Genomic DNA, 25604 nt, shown 5'->3' on the forward strand with positions numbered 1-25604 from the left:
CTCCTATGCGGGCTGCGGCGCTTCATCGAGCGCGCGGAACTTACGGTAGAGCACAAAGTACGACGTAACTACTGCGGAAATACCAAAGAGTAGCAAGCCATCGCCGACCATCGTGCCGAGCGCGCTCAGCGGCAGCATCATGCGGATGCCTGCCCGCAGGACCAGCGCGCCCACCCAGATTGCGGCGGTGAGCCAAGACGGATCGACGTACATGACGTGTGGTTTTTCGGTTCGCCGCACGACCCGGTGAGCCGACATAACGAGCCCTAGCGGCACGCCGAAAGCGATGCCGATGACGACCGCCGCCGTCACCGATAAAGCAGATGCGGGGTGGGTCTGCTGACCGCCCCAGATCGCGAATGCGGTTATGGCCACAAACACGAAGGGAGCAACGAATAAGCGCGTGAGGCTCATCTTCATCGGCCGCGAGTAGCGAAAGAGAACGAACGCCGCGATAAGGACGTACGCGATGAGCATTGGATAAACCGGAGGCTGTTGCGCGGCGGTATGCATCTAAGGTTTGACCTCAATAACTGAGAGCGGACCCATTGCGGTAAGTTCGATGACCGTGGGCCCTTTGGCCATCACATAATGGTGAAGCATTGCCGGGATCGACATGAACGAACCTGCCGGAAGCGCCGTCATGTTCGCTGCGTTCACTCTGTCGCCGAGGCCGGACCACAGCGTCCCCGAAACGACCGTCAGATCTTCGGTCTGGATGTGATAATGCGGACGGAACACGGTTCCGGCCGGCAACTTCACACGCACGATGAAGAGCCCTGGTTTGGCGGGATTACCCGCGAGCACAGCGACTTGGTTGCCTTTCATCACGCCTGTCCCGGCTGTCCAATGCTCGTGGCCGGACATGACGATCTTCGGAGCCGCCGAGGCCGACACTGACCCTCCAGGTTTCCCGACTAAGATCATTTTCTGCGGACCAACGGCGGTGACGTCAATAACCGTCATCGCATTTGTCGTCACATAATGATGAAGTCCGGCGGGAACTTGTACGAATGAGCCGGCCGGAAGCGCGGTCATCGTTGACTTGTCAATGTTGTTGCCGACGCCGACCCACAACGTTCCGGAAATGACGGTCAGGTTCTCGGTATCGTAGTGGTAGTGCGGGCCGTATTTTGTTCCCGCCGGCATCTTCATACGGAGGATGAAGAGGCCGGGCTGTGTGAGGTTACCTGCCAGCGCGGCTACTTGCGTCCCTTTCATGAGGCCCGTTCCGGCAATCCAGCGCTCCTGGCCGGAAATGACGATCGCCGGACCGTTGGACGCCAAAGCGAAGCCGGTTGCTGCAGCGGCAAAGACGATAGCGAACAGTTGTGCCGCAGCAGCGCGCATAGGTTAAGTTTTGACCGCGATCATCGAGGCTGGGCCCATGCCGATGCGGTCGATCACGGTTACCGTTTTCGTTATCGCGTAATGATGCAGTTTGGCGGGAATTTGCACAAACGATCCCGCCGTCAACGGTCTCGTTGCAGCTGCATTCACCTTATCGCCAACTCCGACCCAAAGCGTTCCGGATACGACGCTGACATCTTCGGTCTCGTTATGGTAATGCACCGGGAAGACGGTGCCCGCGGGCAGCTTGAGGCGAACGATGTACAGCCCGCTCTTGCTCGGATTGCCCGCCAACACGGCGACTTGCACGCCTTTCAGCATACCGCTTCCGGCGGTCCAATGCTCCTGACCGGACACAACGACCGTCGGCGTCATGGATGCCGCTAAAGCAAAGCCCGCCAGCACTGCGGTGAATAGAGCGGCGAGCGCGACGGGGAAGTATTTACGCATAAAACGACCCTTTCAGAAATAAAGAAGGGGAGCGCTTAACGCTCCCCTTTTCTCTTGGCTTTGCAGGCCCCTACTTGATTTCGACTTTGGCGCCGGCCTCTTCGAGCTTCTTCTTGACGGCCTCGGCTTCGTCTTTGGTCACGCCTTCCTTCACCGGTTTGGGCGCGCTTTCGACAAACGTTTTGGCTTCCGTCAGCCCGAGGCTCGTGAGCTCGCGCACGGCTTTGATGACTTTGATCTTTTCCGGTCCGGCCTCGGAAAGAATGACGTCGAATTCCGTCTTCTCCGCAGCAGGAGCAGCCGCGGCGCCCGCGCCGCCTGCCGCAACCATTGCGACCGGAGCTGCAGCCGACACGCCATACTTCTCTTCGAGCTGTTTTACAAGATCCGCGAGCTCGAGCACGGTGAGTTTATCGATAGTTTCGATGATTTCGGCAACTGCCATGATACCTGTGAGTCTCCTTTAAGCGTTCGAACCCGCGGCGGCTTTTTGCTCGCGGATAGCATTGAGCACGCGGACGAGTCCGCTCTGATTTCCTGAAAGTACGGTTACCAAACCGCGCAGAGGCGAGGCGAGAGAACCGACGAGTCTCGCAACCAGTTCCTGTTTCGAAGGCAGCGAGGCGAGCACCATGACCTCTTTGGCATCGACGATGCGGCCTTCGATGTAAGCGGCCTTGATGCTGACGGTCTTGACGTCGTCTGAAAAATGTTTGAGCGCTTTCGCCGGCGCGACTGGGTCGCTACCCGCAAACACGACGCCGGTCGGTCCGGCCAGAAACTGCTCGAGTTGCTTGGCGAGATCGGCGGCGGCGATCGAGAACAGCGAGTTCTTCACGACGGCGTACGTGCTGCCGTCCTTGCGCAGCTCGCCGCGCAGACGCGTGATCTGCTCGACGGTCAGGCCCGTGTAGTCGGTGAGGAACAAGTTGGTCGAACCGGAGAGCTTCCTCTGCAGTTCGGCAATCTTCGCTTCTTTTTTCGCTGTCGGCATCGGTCCTCAAAAAACAGAAATGGCGCTCCATCCGTCCGGAGGGCGCCACCTAAAATCCATCACGCGCCGCGCGATGCGAGTCTCGAGTGCGTCCTACACAGCGAATTAAGGGCGGACCCAGCTGCGGTCTTCGGAGCCGTCGGCCATCATACCAGACGACGGCTCCGGACGCAAGGGTTCCCTCTAGGCGTGCGTCGTGCGGACCTTATTCGGGTCGACTTTGACGCCGGGCCCCATCGTGCTGGTCAGCGTGATGCTGCGCAGATAGGTGCCCTTCGAGGCAGCCGGCTTGGCGCGAATAATCGCGTCGAGCAGCGTCGCGACGTTCTCGGCCAGTTGCTCCTCACCGAAGCTCGCTTTGCCCACGATCGTGTGAACGATCGACGTTTTGTCCAACCGGTACTCGACCTTACCCGCCTTGATGTCGCGCACGGCCGCGCCGATGTTCGGCGACACCGTACCGGCTTTTGGATTGGGCATCTTCTGCGCCAGGATACGGCCGAGTTGCGAACCGACCGGACCCATCATGTCCGGCGTGGCCACGGCCACGTCGAAGTCCGCAAATCCGCCTTTTATTTTATCGATCAGATCCTGTTCGCCGACGAAATCCGCGCCGGCGGCTTCGGCCTCCTTGGCTTTGTCGCCCTTGGCGAACGCGACGACGCGCACGTTGCGTCCCGTGCCGTGCGGAAGCAAAACCGTGCCGCGCACGTTCTGTTCGCTCTTCTTGGGGTCGACGCCAAGGCGGATGTGCGCCTCGATCGTCTCGTCGAACTTTGCGTTCGCGTTCTTCTTCACGAGCGCGACCGCCGCAGCCGGATCGAAGGATTCCTCGGGATTAAACGCCTGAACGAGGTTGCGGAAACGTTTACCGTGCGTACGCATTAGCTCTCCACCTCCACGCCCATCGAACGCGCCGTTCCGGCGATGATCCGCTTGGCCATCTCGATGTCGTTGGCGTTGAGATCCGGCATCTTCACCTTGGCGATCTCTTCGACTTGCGATTGCGTCAGCTTGCCGACTTTATCGCGATTCGGTTCTTTCGATCCCGACTCGATCTTGGCGGCTTGCTTGATGAGGAATGACGCGGGCGGCGTCTTCGTGATGAACGTGAACGTTCGATCTTCGTAGACGGTGATCTCGACTGGAATGATCATGCCCGACTGCGAGGCGGTACGTTCGTTGTACTGCTTGCAGAAGTCCATGATGTTCAAACTGTACGGACCGAGCGCGGGCCCGATGGGCGGCGCCGGGGTGGCCTTGCCGGCCGGAATTTGCAGGCCGATTTTGCCTACAACTTTTTTTGCCATGTTCTCCTCGACTTTTTAGTAGTCTGCCCCTCAATGACTCTCGCGCCGGGGTCGCTCGCGAGAGAAAGCTTCTACTTGGCGGCGTGGTGCAGCCGGAACTCGTTGCCCTCAGAATCCTTGAACGCAGCCGCACCGCCCCAAGCTTCCACGATCGGCGCTTGCGTAATCTCCGCGCCTTTGGCTTTGAGCGTTTCGGCCGTTTTCACGACGTCGTCGCATTCGATCATCACGTTGGTCGATTCGCCGGCACCGTCATCTTTCGACAGATGGATGCTCGTTTGGCCGCTTTCACTGGGAGCGACGCTTACCCAGCGGTAATCGCCGTTCGTTACGTCGGCGGTGCAAACCCAGCCGAAGTTGTCTATAAAAAACGCCTTGGCGCGGTCCAGATCTTTGACCTTGATCGAAACCGTTCCAACGTAAGGCTTCATCAGACTTTCTCGATCTGATAGAACTCGAGTTCGACCGGCGTTTCGCGGCCGAAGATCGAGATGAGCGCGCGCACTTTTTCCTTCTCCGGCTGAATCTCGTCGATAAGGCCGGTGAAGTCGAAGAACGGTCCCGACGTCACCTTGACGCGATCGCCCTTCTTGAAATCGATCTTCAGTTTGGGCGTTTCGATGCCCATCTGCTTGAGGATCGTTTTGACTTCTTTATCTTGCAGCGGCACAGGTTTTTCGCCCGCGCCGGGACTGCCGACGAAGCCCGTTACGCCTGAGGTGTTGCGGACGACGTACCATGACTGGTCATCCATGTCCATTTCAACCAGCACATAACCGGGAAAAACTTTTTTTGGCGTGATCTTGCGCTTGCCGTCTTTGAACTCGACTTCGTCTTCCATCGGAACCAGCACGCGGAAAATTTTGTCCTGCATCGCCATCGAGTGGATGCGGCGTTCGAGATTGGCCTTGACCTTGTTCTCGTAACCCGAATACGTGTGAATCACAAACCAGCGGCGTTTCCCGTCCTTGGCTTTCGGCTGGCCGTCCGGCGCTTCGCTGCTTGGTGCTTCCTCAACGGGCGCGTCGAGCGCGACGTTTTCGCCGCCCTCACCTTGCGCGTCTTCGTATGCTTCGGCTGCCTGTTCGGGCGTGTCGAGAACGCCTGCAGCTTCTGAAAGTGCTTCGGCTTCTGATTCGTGCGTAGGAAACTCCATCATGACGCCACCGGGTGGACCCAACTAAAGATGAGGGCAAAAATCCAATCGCAAGAGTACGTGTACAATCCGACGGCAATGACCAGCACGACCGTCAGCACGGTGGCGGAGATCCACTCTTCCCGCGTCGGCCACGTCACCCGGCGCAGCTCGAGCCAAACGCCGCGAACGAATTCGCGCGGATTCGGCCGATTGCCGGAAGTGGGTGCCGGTACTTTACTCATCTGCTAGGTCTTTCAAGAAAGCATTGGCAGGGCGGACAGGACTCGAACCTGCAACCGACGGTTTTGGAGACCGCAACTCTACCAATTGAGCTACCGCCCTATGGGCTACTTCGTCTCTTTGTGCGCCCGGTGGCAGCGGCAAAAACGGCAGTATTTGCTCAACTCAAGCCGTTCAGTAGTTTTCTGTTTGTTTTTGAACGTGTTGTAGTTGCGGCGTTTGCACTCCGTGCACGCCATCACAACCATCACACGATTCTCTTTTTTTGCCACGTTTTAAGCCTCGAGCGCCAAGGAGCCGACACTAAATAAACGGACCCGCAGGTCCGTTCAGGGCCTGATTATAGCACCCGTGGGGGGCCCGTGCAAATCCGTGCGCCCGGACGGAATTGAACCGCCAACCTCGGCCTTAGGAGTGCCTTGCTCTATCCAATTGAGCTACGGGCGCGCAGGCCGCTTCCTTACCCCCGGCCTCCACGCGGCCCTGTGGGCCGAGGGCTTGGCCCGGCGCCGCCAAAAGAGGCGCTCGTGCAAACCATCGATTACGACCTGCTCGAGCGGCAAGTCCGCGGACTACTCGAAGACGAGCGCGACTTTATCGCAAATGCCTCCAATTTCTCGGCCTTCGTGTACACGGAGCTGCCGGGCATCAACTGGGCGGGCTTCTACTTGCCGGCAAGCGACGGTTTGGTGCTGGGACCCTTCGGGGGCAAACCGGCGTGCACGCGGCTTCCGAAAGGGCAGGGCGTCTGCAATCGCGCCTTCAGCGAGCTGCGAACGGTCGTCGTGGATGACGTAAGCGCCATCGCGGATCACATTTACTGCGATTCGGCCTCGCGCTCGGAGATGGTCGTGCCACTAATCGTCAACGGCGTCGCGCGCGGCGTCTTCGATCTCGACAGCCCGGAGCTAGCGCGGTTTCAACCGGCGGATCAAGCGGGAATCGAACGGCTCGTCGCGTGCTTCTTGGACACTACCTCGATATAAGCGAGCAGTTCCTTTCCGAAGTCGCCGACGACGGTTAACGCCGAGAGATCGATCTTCGTGAGCGGCAGCTGCAGAATCAGCGCGTCTCTGCCGTCCAGCATCCAGGGTCCGGCGCCGGAGAAAAACAGTCCGCATGATTCGGCGACGTTGCAGAGCTCCGGCATCGCGGGATCGTCGAGCGGCAGGCGCAGATAGATCGCGCCGAGGTGCGCGAGTTTGCGCAAGTCCTCGATCGCTTGCCGTAAGGCCGCGGCGCTATCCGCGCCGACCTTCAGTACGTCTATTGTCGCAATTGCGTCGGCCCGATTTACGGTCGTGCGCATGGTCCCGCTGCCCATGGCCTTCTCGCCGTCGCGAAAGTCCGCGGGAATCTCGAGACTTGCGTAGATCCGCTTTAGGATTGCGGCGTGTTCCTCCGGTGCATACACGCTGCGCGGCTCCGCGGGTTTTAGCAGCTTAAAGTACAGCATCGTGCTTTGCCGCTGCGCGGTCGCGGAGAGCTCCATGTGCTTGGCGAGAAAACTTTGCGGCGCGCAGCCCAGTGTAATAGCTGTTGCCTTTGCGCCGAAACTCTCGCTGGCATGTTGGGTGCGCCCGTGATCCGTCACGGGTTCCGAGAAATACGCCGACAATCCGAGCTGCCGCGCTTCGTTTTCCATGCCTGCGCGCAACAGGTTGAGCAAGTCGCGCCCGCGGTGGGCTGGGAGTACGATGGCGCCGCAGCCGTCGCCGATCGGTTGGCCTTCCTCGCGCGAGAGCGCGTAGTGTCCGGCGATCGCGCCGTCCTCGCCGACGGCAACGACGGAGACATAGCGATCCGCCGCGTTTAGTGCAGTCAGCCGGCGGGGTTCGTACACTGCCGGAAAATCGTAGTGGTAGCCGTAGGTTAAATAAAACGCGCGCGCGATTTCGGCGGCGTCACCCGGTTCGAATCGGCGCACGGTGTATTTTTGCGGGGGCGCGAGCGGGACGTCTTCATTCGCCGGCGGCGCTTCATCCGACGCGCAAGGACCATGTCTTATGGTAAGTTCGAGCTCGCTTCCCGATGCGCCGCGAGCATGCCAATGCGCCGAGTCAACCTTGGCGGCGATGCGCTCCCAGATCGGGTCGCGCTGCGCGGTAGTTTTATCAAGGGGCAGTCCGCGTTCGCGAATCTGCACGCGTAACTCGCTCGCCGAATTGCGCGCGATGACGCGCATAGGCTCGCGCGATTCGACCATCGCTTGCCGGACGATCGCGGTAAAACCGTCGGACACGGCGGTTGTTAGGTTTCTCTTCCGCGTATCGTCGAGCTCGGCGCGCTCACAGGCGTCGGCGGTCACTTTCTGTACGAGCGGCGCAAAAGCGGCATCCGGCGGAACAATAAGCTCGACCGTGAATTCCACCCTTCGTTTTTTCGCGCGGCCGGCAGAAATACCTTAGCCATGCCGAATAAGTAGAACCGCTCTGATTGGAGGCCCCATGCACAAAAGAGTTGCTCTCGTACTTATTGCTCTTTGCTTGCCCGCCGCTCTCGCCGCCGCCTCGCCCACCTTGGACACAGCCGCCATTAGCGGCGCCCTAGGGCGTTCGGGACAGACGATGGACGGCGGCGTCTACCGGGTTTCGTTTCCGCGAAGCGACCTGCACGTCAAAATCGGTTCGACGACGCTCTTGCCGGGCTTTGCGCTCGGCGGATATGCCGCGTTCATCGGGCGAGACCAGGGTGTGCTCGCGGTCGGCGATTTGGTGCTTGTCGAGAGCGAAATTCAGCCGGTGATGCAAGCCCTGGAGCAGTCGGGGTTTCAGATTACCGCGCTGCACAACCATCTGCGCGGCGAAAGCCCGCACGTGATGTACATGCATTTCATGGTCAGCGGCGATGCAGGTACCATCGCGAAAGCACTGCGAGCGGCGCTGGCACTTTCGAAGACGCCGCTCGGCCCTGTTGCTGCGTCCGTACCGAAGGTGCTCGCATTTCAAGACGCGATCGAATCCGGACTTGGCCGGAAAGGCAAGATCTCGGGCAGCGTTCTTTCTTTTAGCATTCCGCGAATGGAAACGATTAGCATGAACGGGACCACGGTGCCGCCGGCTGCAGGTGTCGCGACCGCAATAAACTTTGAGGACGCGGGCGGCGGAAATGTGGCAACCACCGGTGATTTCGTTCTACTCGGCAGCGAGGTACCCGCTGTCGAAAACGCCTTGCTCGCGAATGGTATACAGATAACGGCGCTGCATCACCACATGCTCGAAGACGCGCCTCACCTGTATTACATGCACTTCTGGGCAGTAGGTCCGCCCTCGCGCCTCGCCACCGCGCTCGCACAAGCGCTATCGCACGCCAACGTAAAGACATGAGGTCCCTATGAAGTTTGTTACTCGCGAGCGCGCCAAGGTCGATCGAATTGCGTGTCCTTGGCTCATTCGGCGGTTCGTGGATCCACATGCTGAATTTTTGTTCGTGCCGCCCAACGAAGTTCAGGACGTGGCGAGCCGCGAAGGCGCCATGCCGTTCGACGTGGAGGACGTGGAACTCGGACATTCCGGCCCATACTGCTCTTTCGATGCAGTCATCAGGAAGTACGACCTTCGCGATCCCGCGTTAGCACAGATGGCGCCGATCGTTCGCGGAGCCGATACGTCCGATCGACAGCTGACGCCCGAATCGGCCGGCTTGTATGCAATCGCCTCCGGCTTTCAGGCGCTCGTTCCGCAGGTTCTGGCCGACGATCACGCGTCGTTAGAGGCACAGTTCCCGATGTACGATGCACTTTACGAGTACTGCCGCTCAACGGTGAATTGAAACTCCGCCTTCATCGCGACCTCACGATACTGCTGCTGGCGGTCTTTCTTATCGCCACAGCGGAGGAGTCGTGGTGGCGTTTCGTGCCGGTCTATTTGCGATCGCTGGGGGCGCCTATAGCGGGAATCGCCGCATATGGCGCCCTCTCGGATTTCTTGGATGCCGTCTACCAACTGCCCGGTGGCGTCTTCGCTGCGACCGCGGGGTACCGCCGTGCGCTCACGGCCTTCAACCTACTGGCGGTTGCGGGCTATGTCGTTTTCGCGGTTGCCACGCGATGGTGGGTGCTTCTTCTTGCCTTGCCGCTGATAATGTCGTGGCGCAGCTTCTCGCTGCCGGCGACGTTCTCAATGATTGCCGATGCAATGCCCTCCGGCGAGCGCAGTCTCGGCTTTGCCTATCAATCCATCGTGCGCCGGATTCCGCTCGCCGTCGCTCCGGTAATAGGCGGAATCGTGCTGACCGCGATCGGGCTCGCGCACGGGATGCGCATTCTACTTTTCGCCGGAGCAGCCGTGGGAATTTGCGCAGTGCTACTGCAGATGCGCTATCGCCTCATGCCGCCTCAACCGCCGGCCTTGGCTAGGCTATTTCAAGAACTCACACATCTCGATCGAAGGCTCAAACAACTGCTCTTCGCGGACATCCTTGTACGTTTCGGTCAAGGCATCGGCGAGGTGTTCATCGTTATCTACGTCATCGGCGTTGTTCGCGAACCTCCATCAATGTTCGGTTGGCTCGTGGCAATCGCCATGCTCACCTCACTCTTCCTCTACATTCCGGTCGCACGAATTGCCGACCGGTACGGGCGGGGAATCTGGATCGCACTGACCTATGCATTTTTTGCGCTTTTCCCCTTAGTGCTCGGACTCGCCGCTTCGCCGTGGCTGCTTATCGTCGCGTTCTTCTTGATGGGATTACGCGAAATCGGAGAACCGGCCCGTAAGTCGCTGATCGTAGATCTTGCTCGCACTGACCGGCAAAGCGTCGATGTCGGAGCCTACTATCTCGCACGCGGGCTTGCTGTCTTCCCGGCGTCCTTTGCCGGCGGTGCGCTCTGGCGCATTTCCCCGCAAGCAACGTTTTTTGGCGCTGCGGTCTTGGCGGCGGCGGGAACGGTCTACTTCAGCGCGTCGCTGTTGCGCAACGCGCGGATCCGATCAAGGCCGGTGTAACAGAATATCTTCGCGCCGCATATGAAACGGCAGGCCGGCGGGTTGCGGCAGCAGGTAGCTGTCGATCCCCTGATTTCGTGCGCGCATGAGCAGCGAGAAGATCACCGAGTCGTCGAACTGCGTGGGGAATAGGCGATCTCGCAGGCGCCGCTGCGTGTCGGGCTGCTTGGACGCGCGCATGCGCATCGACCGGTTCGGGATGTCGCCGATTAGGGCGTAGCCGCCGTCGCGAAGCAGGTCGCAGATGCTGTCGAACATTCCCCACAGGTCGCCGTCCAGCAGCTCGTGCTGCACGACGCTGTACACCAAGACGGCGTCGGCCGTTTGACGGAACTCTGAAAGAAACGAGCGGTCGCGCGGAAAACGCTGCGGCCGCTTTTCGACGTTGGAGGACGGCGGCAAGAGCGCCAGCATTTCGGCGGAGTCGACCATGACTAAGTGGTGATCGTTTTTCTCGGACTGCGCGATCATCTTTTCGGCCAGCGGCCCGCAGCCGGAGCCAATGTCTATAATGGTGCGTTCGCTCTGCGCTAAGGGCGGCAGTTTTTTTACGATGTCCGCAAAAATTGCGGCTTCCGCTTCCGCCCGGCTATTGTTGAGGAAGCCGATCTTTTCATTGGGCGCAAGCTCGTCGTCTTTCGCGCGAACGCGAAAATCTTCGTAGGTAAGACCGCGATGGTCGTACTTTATCGCATCGTCTAAATCCGCACTGCGGACTAGCGGGACAAATGAAATCTCGGCGGTCTTCATACGGCCGGCTCCAATATCCGGACAGCGTACCTCAGCCAGCCGGGGCTTGCTATCCTGCGTGATCGGAGAAACTAAGAGATGGAGCCGTCGGTGGGGATTGAACCCACGCTCTCGTCATTACCAATGACGTGCTTTACCACTAAGCTACGACGGCATTTCCAGCTGCACCGGGCCGATACTCCGCAGCCCGCCGGAGCCCCTACCTGGCTCTAAGAGATATCGCGACGTTCTGCATAGGGAAGGCACTCGGACCCTCGAAGCGCCACAAATGCGAAACACAATTACGACAATACTTACCGCCGCGGTGTTTCTGCTCGTCGCGCAGGGCCGTGGCCTTGCCTCACCGTTCGATTACTTCGCCGGGTCCTGGGAGTGCACGACCGACGCCGGTTCAAAAACGTTCCTGCTGTACCACCCTGTGCTCAACAACGCGTGGCTCGTCCTGGAGAACACGTGGGTGAATCCGCCGGCGCAAGCCGTGGGCGAATTCATCGAATACTATCGCTACGACCAAGTCAATGGAAAATGGTGGGCGACGAGCATGGGCTCGAGCGGCCTGCTTGAGGTGACAAGCTCGCCCGACTGGAAAAACGATCAGCTCGTCTTTGAAGGTTCCGCGAATTTCCCGGGCGGGTCATTTGGGACGCGTGAACGCTACACGCGCTGGAAAGATGGTGTGACGCTCGAACGCCAGCACGAGCAGCTCACCGGATTCGGTTGGACCAAGACTTCTCACTCGCTGTGTCATCGCGCAAAGCAACTAGGTCACGCCAGCCCTTAGCCTGCAGCGCAATTCCATAGTACTGCGCCGCTGCCTTGATATTTCCAAAGGCCTGGGTGCGCTCGTCGTCGGTCACGCCATCCACTTGTGAAAAACGCGCGATTGCGCTGCAGACGTGTTTCGCGTCGGTTAGCGGCTCTTTGCGCTCCTCCGGAAAAGCAAAGGCGCTCGCTGGCAATTCTGCACGCGTCTCGTTCGGACGAGGGCAGCTCGGCTTCCAGGTGATATCCATGGCCGGGTTTATGCCACAGAAGTGTGGCCGTCTAATTTCCGGATTGTGACCGGTTTTGGAGCGGGCGGCGGGAATCGAACCCGCGCTGTCTGCTTGGAAGGCAGACGCACTACCACTATGCAACGCCCGCGAAACTGGTGGGCAGGGCTGGATTCGAACCAGCGTACAGCGTTAGCTGGACAGATTTACAGTCTGTTGCCTTTAACCACTCGGCCACCTACCCATATACAGGCGCACCAGGGTACGCTGCGGTCCGCAGCGAGTCCTGTGCCCGCCTCCTCAACATTCTAATCCATTTCCATGGTTTCGCTAAAGCGCGCCTAATGATGAAGGGAACCTCCGCGGGCTATAACGGGATAAAGCACGCTATCTCTCTGGAGTACCGCAATGAAAACACGCAATCTCCTCATCCTCGCGGCATTTCTTACATCAACCCTCACCGCATGCGGCGGCGGAGGCGGCGGCGGCGGAACCGGCGCCATGACCCCGCCCGGGAGCGGCGGGAACAGCACGCTGTCTTCGGCTTCGACTGAAGACGCGATCGCGACGGCCGACGCGGCCGGCAGCCCCGTCCAAGACTTTGCAAACTTTAACGACGCAACCGGCTCGCCGCTGCAGTCGGTCGGCATCGGAACGGAAAGCGCGTCTCCCGACACGGGTTCGGGAACGTGCAATAGCGGCGTCGAGTTCTACGCGCCGGATCGCAACGGCGATCCGAATTCGACCGAGACGCAGTTCTTCTACGATAACGCCTGCACCGGATTGGCGCGCGACGTGGTTCGCATCTGGACCTCGACCGGCGCGAACTCGGAAACCGTGCAGCGCACATCCAAGATGTATGCGTTGAATTCGACGACCGCGTACGCAACTCGGAACGAAGCCGTCAGTTTCACGAACGCCACGTTCGATCAATACGGCTATCCCATCGTGAGCGGCGGCTTCGTCCGCTCGCAAACGGGTGAACTCGATATCGCCGGCGCGCGAACCATCGATCAGGATGGCGAGTTCATCCTGGCGCCCGCTTCGGGCAATACGACGACGTTCTGCTCCGACGAAGCCGGTTACAACGAGACAGGCTACGCCGCGCTGGGCGAAACCGTCGGCTGGACGGGTTTGCTTCCCAACGGAAACCGCACCGTCAACAGCAACGGCTCGGTAACATGGCAAGCGACGCACGCAGGAAGCGTCTCTACCGGCGCGATCGGCGCGCTCTCGATTCACATTGGAACTTCGAACACCGCGTGCCCGATCTCAACGCCGAAGTTTACGCTCGCGGGTGGCACGCTCAAAGGTTCGTTTAACATTCCCGTGACCGCGACGTTCACGCGGGGTGTTCTCACCAATCTCACGATCACGAACGCTACGCTTCTGAACGGCGACACGCTCAACGTCACGACGAGCAGCACGCTGCTGCCGCCGGATCCGCACTTCATCTCCGGAACGCTCACGAAGAACGGCTCGACGGTTGCGACGTTCAACGTCAACGCCTTCGGCGACGGCGTGCTGACCATAACAGCGACCGGCACACAGTACGTCATCAACGACTGGCACGTCGTAAGGTAATCGGGACGTCTCCTCCCGAGACAAGAAGGCCCGCCCCATGCGGGCCTTCTTCTTTTATTGCGGCGGTGGTACCATCGTTTGAGGACGTTCTGCAAGGAGAGGCCGTTATGTCAAAAAGCGACGCACAATCGCGGGCCGCTGAAGAACTCTCACGTCGAGAATGGATGGGAAAAGCGACCATCACTATCGGTAGCGTGATCGGCCTAACCCTGGCGATTCCGACAACTGCCGCATTAATGCCGGATGTTAATCCAGGGCACCCAACTTGGACCGGCATGGATGACGCCGGGTGGAAACAGCTTCAGGCTGCAACCGACACGCCGGTGCAAATCGACATTCGGATGCACAGCAAGGACGCCTATTTGACGGCCGCAGCTCCACAATCCGTTTGGGGCATCAAGGTCAAGGATCCCCAAAAGTTTATTCGCGATCGCGCCGACCTTTTTGACGGCGATGGAAAGGAACTGCTGCCGTACTCAGCTTTCAACATCGGTTTTGCGCTCTTTAGTCCAATCTGTCCGCATCTAGGCTGTTACTACGAGTGGAAGCCATTCCTAAATCGGTTTGCCTGCCCTTGTCATGGGTCACAGTTCGATCATAGCGGTGCGCGAGTCGCCGGCCCCGCAACGCGTGGGCTCGATCCTCTTCCCGTGCGGGAACGCGATGGAATAGCTGAGTGTCAATGGATTCGCTACGAACCGACGATTCCGAATCGCATCGTGGTCTCGTACATAGCCTAAGAACTGGAGCCCGGTTCTCCTCTAAACGCCATTAGCTCGGATGGGCCGTCGCCGATATCAATGACCTCGCCTGTCTTTTCGAAGCCGGCCTTCTGCCACATGCGAATGGCGGGTTCATTGCCGATCGCCGGATCGGCGGTTATTCTCGGCCAGCCGGCGTCGCGCAAGTGCGACGCCAGCATATGTGCCGCGCGTGCTCCAAGCCCGCGACTGCGAAACTCCGGGGTGAGGAACATGTCTAATCCGGCATCGCCGCCTGCTTCGCGCCAAACTTGGATGAAACCGATTGGGTGGTCGTCTTGCAGAATAATGAACGGCCAGAGTGTGCTGCCGTCGTCGTCGTGTGATACGTGCAACAGCCCCGTGACGATTTCGCGCGATTTTGGTTTACCGCCCCACCAACGGTGGATCTCCGGATCGTACAACCATTGCAATAATAACGCTTCGTCATCGGCGCTGGTCGGCCGAATGATCATGTCGCCATCGGTTAAAATGAGATCGAATAATTCCGTCTTTTCACTTGACATAATCAGTGCGCCATGCATATGGCACACTAGTATTCTAACATGTTTACATGAGCAGATTATACCCAAAGATATATCGCGGCATCTGCGCGAATGGATGCGGAACATCAATCTTTTCTAAGTCTGCAAAGGCGAAGTACTGCTCGGTTTCGTGCGCCACGGCGCGCTATAAGCGCTACCATCCGCCTTGCCTGAACGGTTGTGGAAAAACGGTGGGACCCGGGCGCAAGACATATTGCTCCATTAAGTGTCAGCACGATTACCAGTTTAGACTGCGCTCCATTGAGATTGAGAGCGGGACATATAACGCGATTTCATCCAACAAGGTGATCCGCAGATATCTCGTTTCGAAGTTCGGGGAACAATGCTCGCAATGCGGCTGGAACCGCCGTCATTCGCGCACTGGCCGCGTGCCGATAGAAGTTGAGCACATTGACGGCGATTGGCGCAATAACCATCTGTCGAACCTGACTTTGCTGTGCCCAAACTGCCATTCCTTAACCAATACGTTCCGCGGATTGAATCGCGGGAAAGGCCGCGCACATCGTTTGGGAGGTCGGGCTAACCCATTCCCTGGAGGGCCGCTCCCCAAAGGGCAGAAGTCGAAGCCAGCGAGACAGCCGCATACCCGTCCGCCGGAACCCGGCGGATGCTCCCGGCAGTTACCGCTAATGTTGCCGACGTGGCCGAGTCCGGTTTAAGGTACCTGATTTGTAATCAGGCGTGTCAGAAATGGCACCGTGGGTTCGAATCCCACCGTCGGCTAAACTTTTTGTATATGCAACCAATCAAACCAAAATGGTCCGACTCCGGACTCGTGCTCGTCTGCGAACGCTGTACGAAAGAACGCATTCCAGAGGAAGATCCGGACAAAGCGGCCGAGATCGGCGACTTCCATCTGCGCGATTGGCTCAAAGACCGGCTCAAAGCTGACGGGCTCTGGGGCAAGATTCGCGCGATCAACACCAGCTGCATGGACGTCTGCGCGCGGCGGCATGTTACCGTCGTGATCGATCCAAAGATCGAGGGCAAAGAGGCGCAAGCCTTCATAGTGGATCCCATCGCAGGCCGAGAGGCGGTCTACTCGGAGATCGTGAAGCGCCTCGGATGAGCGAACAGAAAATTCCGCTGCGCGGGTTCGACGTGGTATTCTACACCGTCAAAGACATGAAGCGCGCTCGCGCGTTTTACGAAGGCCTCTTCGACTGGAAAACCGGAGTCGAATCCGACTACTGGGTCGAGTACGAATTGCCCGATGGCTCGACGTTCGCGCTAGCCAACGATCCGTCGGCCGGGTGGAAAGAGGGCCACGGCATCATGTTCGGCGTTCCCAACATGAACCAAGCAGCGGAGCGAGCCGAGCAACTCGGTGGCAAGATTACAGACCGCAAATTTGAAGGCCCCAGTTGTGGCGCGGCAGAGTGCATCGATCCCGAAGGAAACTACCTCTACTTACACCAGCGTAAGTAAACCGCTAGCAACTGTCGATCAGCGCGATGTAGATCAGCCGGTCGTTTTTGAATATAAAATTCTGGCTCTGACCGCAATCCTTGTCAAAGTTGTGCAAATACGTTAGTCTCTGAATCGCCGGATGGTGCCTTGCGGTAGCCACCGGAGCCTTACCGTACAAGCGAAGCACATCTTCGATGGATTGCCCCAGCGCAACACCTCGCAGTGTGTGCAGAGCGGTCAGGTTCCGGGAAACCACGCGCTTAGGAGGCGGCGGCACTCCGGCGGCGGCCACAACCTCTCTCCAAGCGCAACATCCTTGGTCGTAAAACGCCGTTTCATGAGCATAGTCATAAACGAGCTCGCCTTTCGGCGGACCCGCGCTCCCATAAACAAAGAACGTGCCGTCTCGCGGCCGGACGAGCTCCCAGCCTGCGAAAAGTCCGGATCGCCACTTGGGTTTGTAGCCTTCATAAATGAATGCATCGGTGAAATTGACGCGCTTCGCCTTCAAATCAAAAAACTCGAAGCCGTACCAATCGTCCATTTCCGGAAGCCACTTGCCTATTGCTTCGCTGCACGCATGTTTGTAAAACTCCAAACAGGAAGGGACCTCGGTCGGAGCCGGCTTCGGAGTCGTGGCCGCAAAAAGGGTTGTGGCGATTGCAAGGATCAGCGCGGCAGTCATGCTTCTCGCGGCTTTAACGATGCGTGCCCCACACCCTTCGGTTCCTAAGGGTGACAAATCAAAAGGGCGCCGGTTAGGCGCCCTTCGTGTTTTACGCGAGTCGGCTTACGGTAGTTCGATCTCCGAAAGGTTCTTCTCGATCTTGCGTTTGACGCGCTGCAGTGCGTTGTCGATCGACTTTACGTGCCGGCCAAGGTCACGAGCCATCTCCTGATAGCTTTTGCCTTCGAGATACGACAGCAAGACCTGCGACTCGAGCTCGGAGAGATTCTCCTGAATCCGCTCCTTGATATCCTGAGAGACCTCTTGGTTGATAACCAGCTCTTCAGGATCCGACGTTTTGTTCGACGCCATGACGTCGAGCAGCGTACGTTCGCTGTCCTCATCGTAAATCGGCTTGTTCAGCGAGATGTACTGATTCAGCGGAATATGCTTCTGCCGCGTCGCGGTTTTGATCGCCGTAATGATCTGCCGCGTGATGCAGAGTTCGGCGAACGCGCGGAAACTTGAAAGTTTGTCGGCTTTAAAGTCACGGACGGCTTTATACAGACCGATCATTCCTTCTTGAATGATGTCTTCGCGATCTGCGCCGATGAGAAAATAGCTTTTCGCTTTGATGCGAACGAAGTTCTTATATTTGTTGAGAAGGAACTCCATCGCGAGGTTGTCGCCTGATTTCGCCGTAGCGACCAGGTCCTCGTCTACCCGCTCGTGGTAATCCAGGCCCTCCGAGACGGGTTGGGTCATCGCCATAAGTGCCTCTACCCCTTGGAACCGATGTGGGCAAATCGCGGGCCGGAGCCCGTCGAGCGCCGCACATCTCGACCCAGTATAAAAGGGTACTCCTTGCGCCGTCAAGGACAAGCGCGGCAATCGCCCTTAAGGATTGTCCGGTTGAGAGCGCCTTTGGCGGACTGCCTCGTACAGCAAGACGGCCGCCGCCACTGAGGCATTGAGCGAGGCGACCTTCCCCAGCATCGGGATGCGCACCAGAAAATCACATTCTTTACGAACGACCTGCGAGAGGCCCTGACCCTCCGCCCCAATGACCAGCGCCAAGTCCCCGCTCAGGTCGGCTTGCGAATACTCCAGACTTCCCTCTCCCGGATCCGCCCCGGCCACCCAGATCGCGGCTTTCTTGAGCTTGCGTACCGTCTCGGCAATATTGCTGACGCGTGCAACCGGAATATGCGCCGTCGCACCGGCGGCCGCTTTTCGGACGGTCGCATTAATGCCGGCCGAGCGCCGTTCCGGCAGAATGATCGCATCGGCTCCTGCGGACTCAGCCGTGCGAACGATCGCGCCCGCATTGTGCGGATCGGTGATGTGATCGAGCACGACAAACAGCGCAGGCCGGCTTCGCTTGGCAAGCGCTTCTTCCAAACTCACATACGGAAACGGCGGACCGACCGCGACGACGCCCTGATGCGCTTTGTAGGGAAACTGCGCGAAGAACCGCCGGTCTTCGAAACGCAGCTGCGCGCCGCGTTCGGCGGCAAGATCGAGAATTTTTCGAACAGCCGGATCGCGGCGGCGCTCGCCCGCAACGTGCAGCCGGCGTAACGGTTCGCCCGCGATAAGCGCTTCCTCGATCGCGTGCACGCCATAGATGACGTCGTCGAGATCTAGACGGCTTGCCATGTCGTATCGCCGCCTTGTTCGTCACGCAGCTCGACGCCGCAACGCAGCAGCGCGTCGCGCAAGCGGTCCGACTCGGCAAAATTCTTCTCGCTGCGCGCTCGCGCGCGAAGCCGGATCACTTGCGCGATGGCGCCTTCAGGCGACTGGCCGTTGAGCGAGACTTCCGATCCAAGTTCGTCGTGCAAGCGGTCCAAGAAATCGGCGCGCAGCGCCCGCGGCACGTCCGCCAGCCACGAGTCGTCGGGTTTTATGCCGAGCAGCGCCAGAACGTAGCTCAACTCGGCGCGGTTGACCGTTTCCGGATGCCCGATGTAGGCGAATATCTCCGAGAGCGCCTGCGACGTGTTGAAATCATCATCCAAAGCGCTCTCGATGCGCGGCATCAGGCTGCCGTCGCGCCCTTCGCCCCGGTCGGCCGCGCGCCACGACTCCTTGATGCGGCCGAGCGCAACGTTCGCAGCGCCGATCGACTCATCCGTGAAATTCATGACCTTGCCGTAGCCGGTTTGTAAGAACGCCAACCGAATGGCCTGCGGATCGTAGCGGTTGAGGAGATCCGCGAGCGGCTCGAAATTGCCGAGCGATTTGCTCATCTTGCGGCTGTCGAATTGCACCAAGCCGCCGTGCACCCAGAAATTCGCCATCGGCGGATGTCCCATCAGCGGTTCGCTTTGCGCGATCTCGTTCTCGTGATGCGGGAAGATCAAATCCGCGCCGCCGCCGTGAATATCGAAACCCTCGCCCTGCGGATCGAGCAATGCGCGGGACATGGCGGAACACTCGATGTGCCAGCCTGGCCGGCCATCGCCCCACGGGGACGGCCACGTGGGCTCGCCGGGTTTGGCGAACTTCCACAACGCGAAATCGAGCGGGTCTTCTTTGTCCTCGTCCACCTCGACGCGCGCACCGGCTTCCAAGTCCTTGATATTCCGTCCGCTGAGCGCGCCGTAGCGCGGAAACTTCGCAACGCGGTAATACACGCCGCCTTTGGAAACATAGGCGTAGCCTTTGTCCACGAGTTCGCCGATCATCGTGACGATTTGCGGAACGAATCCGGTCGCGTACGGTTCGTGATCCGGTTGACGCACACCGAGCCTGCGCATCGACTCTTTGAACGACGCATAATACCCGCCGACGATGTCGTACCAATGCTCGCCGCTGGTCTTGGCGCGCTCGATGCTGCGATCGTCGATGTCGGTAACGTTTTGCACGTACGTCACGTCGTAACGCAGGTGTTCCAAATACCGCCGCAAGACGTCGAAAAACAGAAACGAACGCGCGTGTCCGACGTGCGCTTCGGCCGACGGCGTCAGGCCACAGACGTAAATCCGCACGTGCGGAGGTTTCAGCGGCTTGAACTCTTCGAGCCGGCGCGTGCGCGTGTTGTACAGCTTCACGCTAAATCATCCACGACCACGTGCTGTCGTCTTCGGGCACCGCGCGTACTGGAACGCCGTCTTTCATCACGACGCGCGCCGGTACGCCCACCGCGGTTGCGTTAGGCGGCACGTCCCTGATGACGACCGAACCGCCGCCGATTCTTGCGTTGTCGCCGATTGTAATCGCTCCCAAAAGCACGGCGCTGGCGCCGACGGTCACGTTGTTTCCCAAGGTCGGGTGACGTTTGCCGTGCGAGAGGCTCGTTCCGCCGAGCGAGACGCCCTGGTAGATCGTGCAGCCGTCGCCGACTTCGGCCGTCTCGCCGATGACGACGCCCATCCCGTGATCGATAAAGAACCCGCGGCCGATCCGGGCGCCCGGATGGATCTCGATGCCGGTGAAAAACCGGTTGACATTCGACAGCCAGCGCGGCAGCAGCGGCAGCCCGGTACGGTGCAGAGCGTGAATGAACCGGTGCGCGGCGATTGCGTGAAATCCGGGATACGAGAGAATGACGTCCAAGGGGCCGCGCGCCGCGGGATCGCGATCGAGCGCGGCGCGGAGATCCGAGGCGATAAGCGAAAACGGATCAGCCATCGCCCGGGCGCCTTCCATGGATCGGCTCGAAGGGTTTGCCGTCCGGTCCATACGCGATCGGCTGCAAACCGCGGCCGTGCAGCAGCATGGAGTTCACCGCCCCGAAACGGATCAAAATCCGATCGTGTCCGAGCAGCGGAAAGAGCAGCTCCAGCGGCGGTCCGTCCTTCTGCCCCGTCAAGGCCATGCGCACGGACTGCAACGCGTCACTCACGGTTAGGCCGAACTCTTCGGCAATCTCGGGCAAGTCGCGATCGAGCGGTAAATCCCGAAGTTCGGGCTGCTGGTCGACGTATTGTCCGACGGAGTCCAAGAAAAACAGCACTTCACGCGAACGCAGCCGCTCCAACTCGAGTGCCGGTATCATGCAGGCTTCCGCGCGCAGCGAAGCCACAATCGGGCGCGCCTCCTCGATCGCCTTCACATCGTCGCCGTAAGCGGCAATAAACGTATCGATCCAGCGGGTTGCCGCCGGTGGCACGGGATCTTCCAAAAATCCCCAGCGCTGCATCGCCGCGGCGAGCGTTTCGCGATCCAACATCTATTCTTCCAGGAGTGCGACCGCCGAAGCTGCGATACCGGTGCCGTCCCCGGTGTACCCCAATCCCTCGCTGCTCTTCGCTTTTACGCTGACCCGCGCAACTGGAAGTTCCAGCCGCTGTGAAAGATTTTCGCGCATGCGCGCGACATGCGGCGCAAGCTTCGGACTCTCGACTACGATCGTCGCGTCGACGTTGGCAATGCGAAAGCCGGCGCGTTGTACCTCGGCCGCGCACTGCGCGAGCAGCTCCATAGAATCGGCGTCCTTCCAGCGCGCATCGGAGGCCGGGTAGCGTTCGCCGAGATCGCCCAACGCGGCTGCGCCCAGCAGCGCATCGCTGACCGCATGCGCCAGCACGTCGGCATCCGAGTGGCCGAGCGCACCGAAATCGCTTTCAATCTGCACGCCGCCGAGAATCAGTTTGCGTCCCTTCGCCAGCCTGTGTGCGTCGAAGCCGTAGCCGACTCGCATCAGCGCGCGTCCGCGTAGCGGCGGCGCAGCACGTCTTCGGCGCGCGCGAGATCTTCGGGCAGCGTCACTTTAAAATTATCCGGCGCACCCGCAACGATCTGCACGGTAACGCCGATGCGTTCCAGCAGCATCGCGTCATCGGTCGCCGCAAAGTTATCGCGATGCGCGGTCTCATGCGCCAAGCGCATGTCGGGCAGCGTCGCGAACTGCGGCGTTTGCGCGGCCCAGAGCCGCTCGCGCGGCGACGTCTCTTTTACGATGCGCGAATGCGGTTCGACAACTTTGACGGTGTCCACAACCGGAACGGCCAGCAATGCCGCGTGACCGTCGCCGATGACTTGCATGCCGTTGCGCACGGTCTCGGCGTCCACGAGCGGGCGCGCGCCGTCGTGCACGAGGACCGCATCGCATCCGGCGGGGACGGCGCGCAAGCCCTCATAGACGCTGGCTTGCCGCGTCGCGCCGCCGGGCACTACTGCAGCGCACTTCGCTCCGGCCGCCTGCGCGCAAACCGAACTAATTTCGGAGAGCCACTCGTTTTCGGTGACCACGACGATCGACTCGATCTCGGGCATCGCTGCAAACGTTCGAATCGACCACGCGAGCATGGGCGTGCCCGCGATTTCGAGCAACTGTTTCGGCCGCCCGAAGCGCGTCCCGCGTCCCGCCGCGACGACTATCGCCGTCCAGCGCGCCGGACGCCGCATCAGTTTGCTTCCTTGCGGGCCTTAGCGAAGATCATACGCCCCGCTACGGTCTGCAGCACGCTCGTTACGACAACGTCGGTTGCTTCGCCGATCAAACGCCGGCCGTTTTCCACGACGATCATCGTTCCGTCGTCCAAGTATCCCACGCCTTGGTTGGGCTCCTTACCGTCGCGAATCACTTGAACGTGAAGTTCTTCTCCGGGAAGCACGATCGGCTTGACGGCGTTCGCCAATTCGTTGACGTTCAACACGTCAACGCCCTCGACGTGCGCCACGCGATTGAGATTGTAGTCGTTGGTAACCAGCTTGCCGCCCAATTCGCGAGCCAAGCGCACGAGTTTTGCGTCAGCCTCCCGGACGCCGTCATAGTCGCGCTCGCTGATCTCGAGCGAGCCGAGCTCCTGCAGACGGTTGAGCACATCCAGCCCGCGGCGGCCGCGCGTGCGCTTGAGCGTATCGGCGGAATCCGCGACGGCCTGCAGCTCGCGCAAAATGAAACGCGGCAGAACGAAGGGTCCTTCCAGGAATCCGGCCTGCAATATCTCCACGATGCGCCCGTCGACGATCACCGATGTGTCGATGATCTTCGGCACGTTGCCGGCAGCACTTGGAACGGCTAGCGAAAGCGGGACGATCTTGCGCGCTCCCACACGCGCGCCGAGATAAGCAAAGAAAACGCTGATGACGATGTAGAGTAAGATCGCGACGTAGCTGCCGGCGCGGCCCGAAGTCGAAATGAACTCGAAGAGAATGCTGCGGATCAGGAAAGCAATCACCAGACCCGCGATGAGTCCGATCGCGCCGCCTGCCAGTTCGTATGGCGCGAGGCGCTCGATCGACCGTTCGATCGAGTTGAGCTCTCCTTCGAAAAAACTCTGAGCGAGCGGCGCGAGCAAGACGCCGAGCAGCGCGCCGGCCACCGGGATGAGGATCGTAAAAACGAGCTGCAGCCTCTCGTCCGCAAAATGCGGTGCGACGAGATAGACGTACGCCTCACGTCCCAACAGGAAACCGGTGACGCCGAAAACGATCCCGAAGATCGCCCGCAGGATCGCCGCCGCGAGATTCGGCCCTATGGAAGCGTTATAAAAGTTGCGCATATGTCATTGGCTACAAACCGCCCGCGCCGCGTCAATCGCGCGCCGGCCGCGTCGATCTCAAGCAGTCCGGCCGTACGGTACGGTTCCACGATCTGAGCATAGTACTCCAAAAATTCAAACCCGTAACGCTCTTTGAAGGCTGCAAACGAGAGCCCCTGCGCCGTACGCAGCGCCAGCATGACGGCCTCGCCCGCGCGCCGCGCGCCTTCCAAACGCTCCGACTCCTGCGGAATCATGCGGCCCTCCAGTGCGGCCGACATATACGCTTCCAAATCGCGCGTGTGCGTCGAGCGTACGCCGTCGCGGTAGGACGCCGCGCCGACGCCCAGCCCAACGTACTCCCCGTTCGCCCAATAGTTCGCGTTATGCGCGCAGCGGTGGCTGGGACGCGCGAAGTTGCTGATCTCGTAATGTTCGAAACCGGCGCGCTCGAGTACGTCAATGGCAATCTCGTACAGATCGGCTTCGGCATCCTGATCCGGGAAGGCGCCCGGCTCGCGTTCTTGCCAGGCGGCATACGGAGTTCCGGTTTCGACCGTCAAGCCGTACGTTGAGATGTGATCCGGATGCAGTGCGAGCGCCGCCTCAAGCGATTCGCGCCAGCTTTGCGGCGTCTGGCCCGGAACGCCGAAGATCAAATCGAGGCTGACGCTCTGCACCCCGGCAGCTCGGGCGGCTTCGACCGCAGTTCGGACGTCGCGCGGTTCGTGGCGCCGGCCAAGCGTTCGTATCTCGGATGCGACAAAGGATTGCACGCCGATCGAAAGTCTCGTAACGCCCGCGGCGACATACGCGTTCAGTTCGGCAGCGCTCACCAACTCCGGGTTTACCTCGATCGTCGTTTCGCGCCCGGGTTCTCCCGGAAAAACGTCGCCGATTCGGGCGAGCAATTCGGCAATCTCGCCCGCCGCATACGTGTTCGGCGTTCCGCCACCAAGGAACACGGTATCACTGTCATGCTGAGGTATCGCTTCGACATTGCTCAGCACAGGCTCCGCGCCCCGAGGAGCGCGCTCTGCGCGCTCTACGAGGGGCAAACCTTCAATCTCGCAATACAGCGCTTGCAGGTAGCGATCGGCAAGGCTTCGCTTGTGCGGCCACTTTGCAAAATCGCAGTACGGACAGATGTACGGACAGAACGGGAGATGGACGTAAATGCCGGTCACTGTGCGGAAAATACCCCAACCGCGCCGGGCCCGCCGTGCGTCGCAATAACCGGTCCGGCCTCCAAGACCTCGAGCATCTTCGGACGCACGCCGCCGAAGGCGCTCTCCAAGCGGGCGCGCACGGATTCGGCCAGCTCGCTGGCGTTCGTGTGCATCACCAGAAAGCGGGCGGCTGAAATATCAGTGACGTTACGCAACGCCAACTCGATCATCGCTGCTTGCGCGCGTGCAAACGTTCTCACCTGAGCTTCGGCAACTATTTCACCATCTTTTAAAGAGAGCACCGACACGATCTTCATCAGCGTACCGATCGCGGCTCGCGCCTTTCCGATCCGGCCGGTCCGAACGACGTGCGAGAGATCCGGAAGGCAGGCATACAGCCGCTGCACGCGTCTCTCGCGCTCGAGCCCCGCCACGATCTCTTCGAGGCTCGCGCCGGCCCGAGCCAGATCGTTCGCCACCCGGGCCTGCATTCCCAAACCGCCGGCAACGCTCTCCGAGTCGAAGACAACGATGCGCGCCTCCGGAAAATGGGCCGCCGCTGCGGTTGCGGCGTTGATCGTCCCTGACAGCTTCGAACTGATCACCACGCAAACGATCTCGCGGCCCGCCGCGGCCAGAGGCGCAAAGGCTTCTTCAAACATGCGCGCGGTCGGCTGCGAAGTTTTGGGCAGCTCGGGCTCGCCGGCCAGCTTCGCGTAAAATTCGCGCCGGCTAAGATCGACGTAATCGCGATAGCTGCGATCGCCCCAGATCACAAAAAGAGGAACCACCGTAATGCCGAGTTCGCTTGCACGCCGCGGCTCGATATCCGACGTGCTGTCGGTTACAACGGCAACCGGCATG

At 60.0% G+C, this 25604-nt stretch carries 34 protein-coding genes and 6 tRNA genes; 10 read left to right on the forward strand and 30 right to left on the reverse strand.

From position 1 onward, the window contains the following. Positions 1-3 precede the first annotated feature (3 nt). The 13 genes from VFO29_07705 to VFO29_07765 all read right to left on the reverse strand — a co-directional run bounded on the left by VFO29_07705 (position 4) and on the right by VFO29_07765 (position 5929). On the reverse strand, positions 4-513 hold the full coding sequence (locus VFO29_07705; GenBank protein ID HET9393385.1) for a hypothetical protein: 510 nt from the start codon (positions 511-513) through the stop codon (positions 4-6). Beyond that, complete coding sequence (locus VFO29_07710) at positions 514-1350, reverse strand: cupin domain-containing protein (GenBank protein HET9393386.1); 837 nt, start codon at positions 1348-1350, stop codon at positions 514-516. It lies immediately after the preceding gene. 3 nt (positions 1351-1353) lie between these two features. Next, entirely contained in the window at positions 1354-1800 is a 447-nt protein-coding gene (locus VFO29_07715) for a cupin domain-containing protein (GenBank protein ID HET9393387.1), read from the reverse strand. A gap of 70 nt (positions 1801-1870) precedes the next feature. Further along, the gene (gene rplL, locus VFO29_07720) at positions 1871-2245 is read right to left on the reverse strand and encodes a 50S ribosomal protein L7/L12 (protein ID HET9393388.1); all 375 of its coding nucleotides are present in this window, start codon (positions 2243-2245) and stop codon (positions 1871-1873) included. 18 nt (positions 2246-2263) lie between these two features. After that, positions 2264-2794: a 50S ribosomal protein L10 gene (gene rplJ, locus VFO29_07725; GenBank protein ID HET9393389.1), complete on the reverse strand. Its 531-nt coding sequence runs from the start codon at positions 2792-2794 to the stop codon at positions 2264-2266. Between the two features lie 183 nt (positions 2795-2977). Then, positions 2978-3679, reverse strand: a complete 702-nt coding sequence (gene rplA, locus VFO29_07730) for a 50S ribosomal protein L1 (protein ID HET9393390.1) — start codon at positions 3677-3679, stop codon at positions 2978-2980. Continuing rightward, complete coding sequence (gene rplK / locus VFO29_07735; GenBank protein HET9393391.1) at positions 3679-4104, reverse strand: 50S ribosomal protein L11; 426 nt, start codon at positions 4102-4104, stop codon at positions 3679-3681. The genes rplA and rplK overlap by 1 nt, the downstream gene beginning before the upstream one ends. 71 nt (positions 4105-4175) lie before the next feature. Next, positions 4176-4535, reverse strand: coding sequence for a VOC family protein (locus VFO29_07740; GenBank protein ID HET9393392.1), 360 nt, complete (start codon positions 4533-4535; stop codon positions 4176-4178). Continuing rightward, on the reverse strand, positions 4535-5050 hold the full coding sequence (gene nusG, locus VFO29_07745; GenBank protein ID HET9393393.1) for a transcription termination/antitermination protein NusG: 516 nt from the start codon (positions 5048-5050) through the stop codon (positions 4535-4537). Before nusG ends, VFO29_07740 begins: the two co-directional genes overlap by 1 nt. A 209-nt stretch (positions 5051-5259) precedes the next feature. Beyond that, positions 5260-5484, reverse strand: a complete 225-nt coding sequence (gene secE, locus VFO29_07750) for a preprotein translocase subunit SecE (GenBank protein HET9393394.1) — start codon at positions 5482-5484, stop codon at positions 5260-5262. A 24-nt stretch (positions 5485-5508) separates the two neighbouring features. After that, positions 5509-5584, reverse strand: a tRNA-Trp gene (locus VFO29_07755). Between the two features lie 5 nt (positions 5585-5589). Continuing rightward, a complete protein-coding gene (rpmG, locus tag VFO29_07760; protein ID HET9393395.1) occupies positions 5590-5754 on the reverse strand; it encodes a 50S ribosomal protein L33 in 165 nt (54 codons plus the stop codon). Between the two features lie 101 nt (positions 5755-5855). Beyond that, positions 5856-5929, reverse strand: a tRNA-Arg gene (locus VFO29_07765). A gap of 80 nt (positions 5930-6009) precedes the next feature. On the opposite strand from VFO29_07765, the gene VFO29_07770 reads away from it, so the two are divergent. Continuing rightward, a complete protein-coding gene (locus VFO29_07770; protein HET9393396.1) occupies positions 6010-6468 on the forward strand; it encodes a GAF domain-containing protein in 459 nt (152 codons plus the stop codon). Here VFO29_07770 and VFO29_07775 read toward each other — a convergent pair. Further along, a complete protein-coding gene (locus VFO29_07775) occupies positions 6414-7853 on the reverse strand; it encodes a hypothetical protein (protein ID HET9393397.1) in 1440 nt (479 codons plus the stop codon). The two genes, VFO29_07770 and VFO29_07775, sit on opposite strands and share 55 nt — an antisense overlap. Before the next feature lie 115 nt (positions 7854-7968). Here VFO29_07775 and VFO29_07780 point away from each other — a divergent pair, with 115 nt between their 5' ends. The 3 genes from VFO29_07780 to VFO29_07790 are packed head-to-tail and all read left to right on the forward strand — an operon-like array spanning position 7969 to position 10428. Further along, entirely contained in the window at positions 7969-8808 is an 840-nt protein-coding gene (locus VFO29_07780) for a DUF1259 domain-containing protein (GenBank protein HET9393398.1), read from the forward strand. 7 nt (positions 8809-8815) lie between these two features. Further along, positions 8816-9253 (forward strand): chromate resistance protein ChrB domain-containing protein, encoded by a 438-nt coding sequence (locus tag VFO29_07785; GenBank protein ID HET9393399.1) that lies wholly within the window; start codon positions 8816-8818, stop codon positions 9251-9253. After that, positions 9250-10428 (forward strand): MFS transporter, encoded by a 1179-nt coding sequence (locus VFO29_07790; GenBank protein ID HET9393400.1) that lies wholly within the window; start codon positions 9250-9252, stop codon positions 10426-10428. Before VFO29_07785 ends, VFO29_07790 begins: the two co-directional genes overlap by 4 nt. Here VFO29_07790 and VFO29_07795 read toward each other — a convergent pair. Together VFO29_07795 and VFO29_07800 are read right to left on the reverse strand one after the other, a co-directional pair. After that, entirely contained in the window at positions 10414-11178 is a 765-nt protein-coding gene (locus VFO29_07795) for a class I SAM-dependent methyltransferase (GenBank protein ID HET9393401.1), read from the reverse strand. The two genes, VFO29_07790 and VFO29_07795, sit on opposite strands and share 15 nt — an antisense overlap. 79 nt (positions 11179-11257) lie before the next feature. Then, positions 11258-11332 (reverse strand) — tRNA-Thr (locus VFO29_07800). A 114-nt stretch (positions 11333-11446) separates the two neighbouring features. On the opposite strand from VFO29_07800, the gene VFO29_07805 reads away from it, so the two are divergent. Next, a complete protein-coding gene (locus VFO29_07805; protein HET9393402.1) occupies positions 11447-11959 on the forward strand; it encodes a hypothetical protein in 513 nt (170 codons plus the stop codon). A gap of 288 nt (positions 11960-12247) precedes the next feature. Here VFO29_07805 and VFO29_07810 read toward each other — a convergent pair. Beyond that, positions 12248-12321 (reverse strand) — tRNA-Gly (locus tag VFO29_07810). Positions 12322-12326: 5 nt separating this feature from the next. After that, a tRNA-Tyr gene (locus tag VFO29_07815) sits at positions 12327-12414 on the reverse strand. A 164-nt stretch (positions 12415-12578) separates the two neighbouring features. On the opposite strand from VFO29_07815, the gene VFO29_07820 reads away from it, so the two are divergent. Then, positions 12579-13754, forward strand: coding sequence for a hypothetical protein (locus VFO29_07820; protein ID HET9393403.1), 1176 nt, complete (start codon positions 12579-12581; stop codon positions 13752-13754). A gap of 164 nt (positions 13755-13918) precedes the next feature. Then, on the forward strand, positions 13919-14494 hold the full coding sequence (locus VFO29_07825; GenBank protein HET9393404.1) for a Rieske 2Fe-2S domain-containing protein: 576 nt from the start codon (positions 13919-13921) through the stop codon (positions 14492-14494). On the opposite strand, the gene VFO29_07830 is transcribed toward VFO29_07825, so the two are convergent. Further along, the gene (locus VFO29_07830; protein HET9393405.1) at positions 14491-15039 is read right to left on the reverse strand and encodes a GNAT family N-acetyltransferase; all 549 of its coding nucleotides are present in this window, start codon (positions 15037-15039) and stop codon (positions 14491-14493) included. The genes VFO29_07825 and VFO29_07830 overlap by 4 nt on opposite strands. Positions 15040-15694: 655 nt before the next feature. Here VFO29_07830 and VFO29_07835 point away from each other — a divergent pair. The 3 genes from VFO29_07835 (at position 15695) to VFO29_07845 (ending at position 16488) form a co-directional block, all read left to right on the forward strand. Further along, positions 15695-15783, forward strand: a tRNA-Thr gene (locus tag VFO29_07835). Between the two features lie 13 nt (positions 15784-15796). Then, positions 15797-16129: a hypothetical protein gene (locus VFO29_07840; protein ID HET9393406.1), complete on the forward strand. Its 333-nt coding sequence runs from the start codon at positions 15797-15799 to the stop codon at positions 16127-16129. Beyond that, positions 16126-16488, forward strand: a complete 363-nt coding sequence (locus VFO29_07845; protein HET9393407.1) for a VOC family protein — start codon at positions 16126-16128, stop codon at positions 16486-16488. The genes VFO29_07840 and VFO29_07845 overlap by 4 nt, the downstream gene beginning before the upstream one ends. A gap of 4 nt (positions 16489-16492) precedes the next feature. Here VFO29_07845 and VFO29_07850 read toward each other — a convergent pair whose 3' ends face one another. From VFO29_07850 to VFO29_07900, 11 genes are all read right to left on the reverse strand, one after another. Next, entirely contained in the window at positions 16493-17155 is a 663-nt protein-coding gene (locus VFO29_07850) for a hypothetical protein (GenBank protein ID HET9393408.1), read from the reverse strand. 105 nt (positions 17156-17260) lie between these two features. Then, positions 17261-17902 carry an RNA polymerase sporulation sigma factor SigH gene (gene sigH, locus VFO29_07855; GenBank protein HET9393409.1) on the reverse strand — a complete coding sequence of 214 codons (642 nt, stop codon included), beginning with the start codon at positions 17900-17902 and terminating at the stop codon, positions 17261-17263. 132 nt (positions 17903-18034) lie between these two features. After that, positions 18035-18796 carry a 23S rRNA (guanosine(2251)-2'-O)-methyltransferase RlmB gene (gene rlmB, locus VFO29_07860; protein HET9393410.1) on the reverse strand — a complete coding sequence of 254 codons (762 nt, stop codon included), beginning with the start codon at positions 18794-18796 and terminating at the stop codon, positions 18035-18037. Continuing rightward, entirely contained in the window at positions 18781-20193 is a 1413-nt protein-coding gene (gene cysS / locus VFO29_07865) for a cysteine--tRNA ligase (GenBank protein ID HET9393411.1), read from the reverse strand. The genes rlmB and cysS overlap by 16 nt, the downstream gene beginning before the upstream one ends. Position 20194: 1 nt before the next feature. Then, positions 20195-20773, reverse strand: coding sequence for a serine O-acetyltransferase (cysE, locus tag VFO29_07870; GenBank protein HET9393412.1), 579 nt, complete (start codon positions 20771-20773; stop codon positions 20195-20197). Beyond that, entirely contained in the window at positions 20766-21314 is a 549-nt protein-coding gene (locus VFO29_07875) for a hypothetical protein (GenBank protein ID HET9393413.1), read from the reverse strand. Before VFO29_07875 ends, cysE begins: the two co-directional genes overlap by 8 nt. Beyond that, positions 21315-21785, reverse strand: coding sequence for a 2-C-methyl-D-erythritol 2,4-cyclodiphosphate synthase (gene ispF / locus VFO29_07880; protein ID HET9393414.1), 471 nt, complete (start codon positions 21783-21785; stop codon positions 21315-21317). Continuing rightward, the gene (ispD, locus tag VFO29_07885; GenBank protein HET9393415.1) at positions 21785-22492 is read right to left on the reverse strand and encodes a 2-C-methyl-D-erythritol 4-phosphate cytidylyltransferase; all 708 of its coding nucleotides are present in this window, start codon (positions 22490-22492) and stop codon (positions 21785-21787) included. Before ispD ends, ispF begins: the two co-directional genes overlap by 1 nt. Then, on the reverse strand, positions 22492-23592 hold the full coding sequence (locus VFO29_07890; protein HET9393416.1) for a PIN domain-containing protein: 1101 nt from the start codon (positions 23590-23592) through the stop codon (positions 22492-22494). The genes ispD and VFO29_07890 overlap by 1 nt, the downstream gene beginning before the upstream one ends. Further along, complete coding sequence (gene hemW / locus VFO29_07895; GenBank protein HET9393417.1) at positions 23565-24758, reverse strand: radical SAM family heme chaperone HemW; 1194 nt, start codon at positions 24756-24758, stop codon at positions 23565-23567. The genes VFO29_07890 and hemW overlap by 28 nt, the downstream gene beginning before the upstream one ends. Next, the gene (locus VFO29_07900) at positions 24755-25603 is read right to left on the reverse strand and encodes a DegV family protein (protein HET9393418.1); all 849 of its coding nucleotides are present in this window, start codon (positions 25601-25603) and stop codon (positions 24755-24757) included. Before VFO29_07900 ends, hemW begins: the two co-directional genes overlap by 4 nt. Position 25604: the final 1 nt, after the last annotated feature.

Origin of the sequence: Candidatus Rubrimentiphilum sp. (assembly GCA_035710515.1) — a bacterium.
Taxonomy (GTDB): domain Bacteria; phylum Vulcanimicrobiota; class Vulcanimicrobiia; order Vulcanimicrobiales; family Vulcanimicrobiaceae; genus Rubrimentiphilum.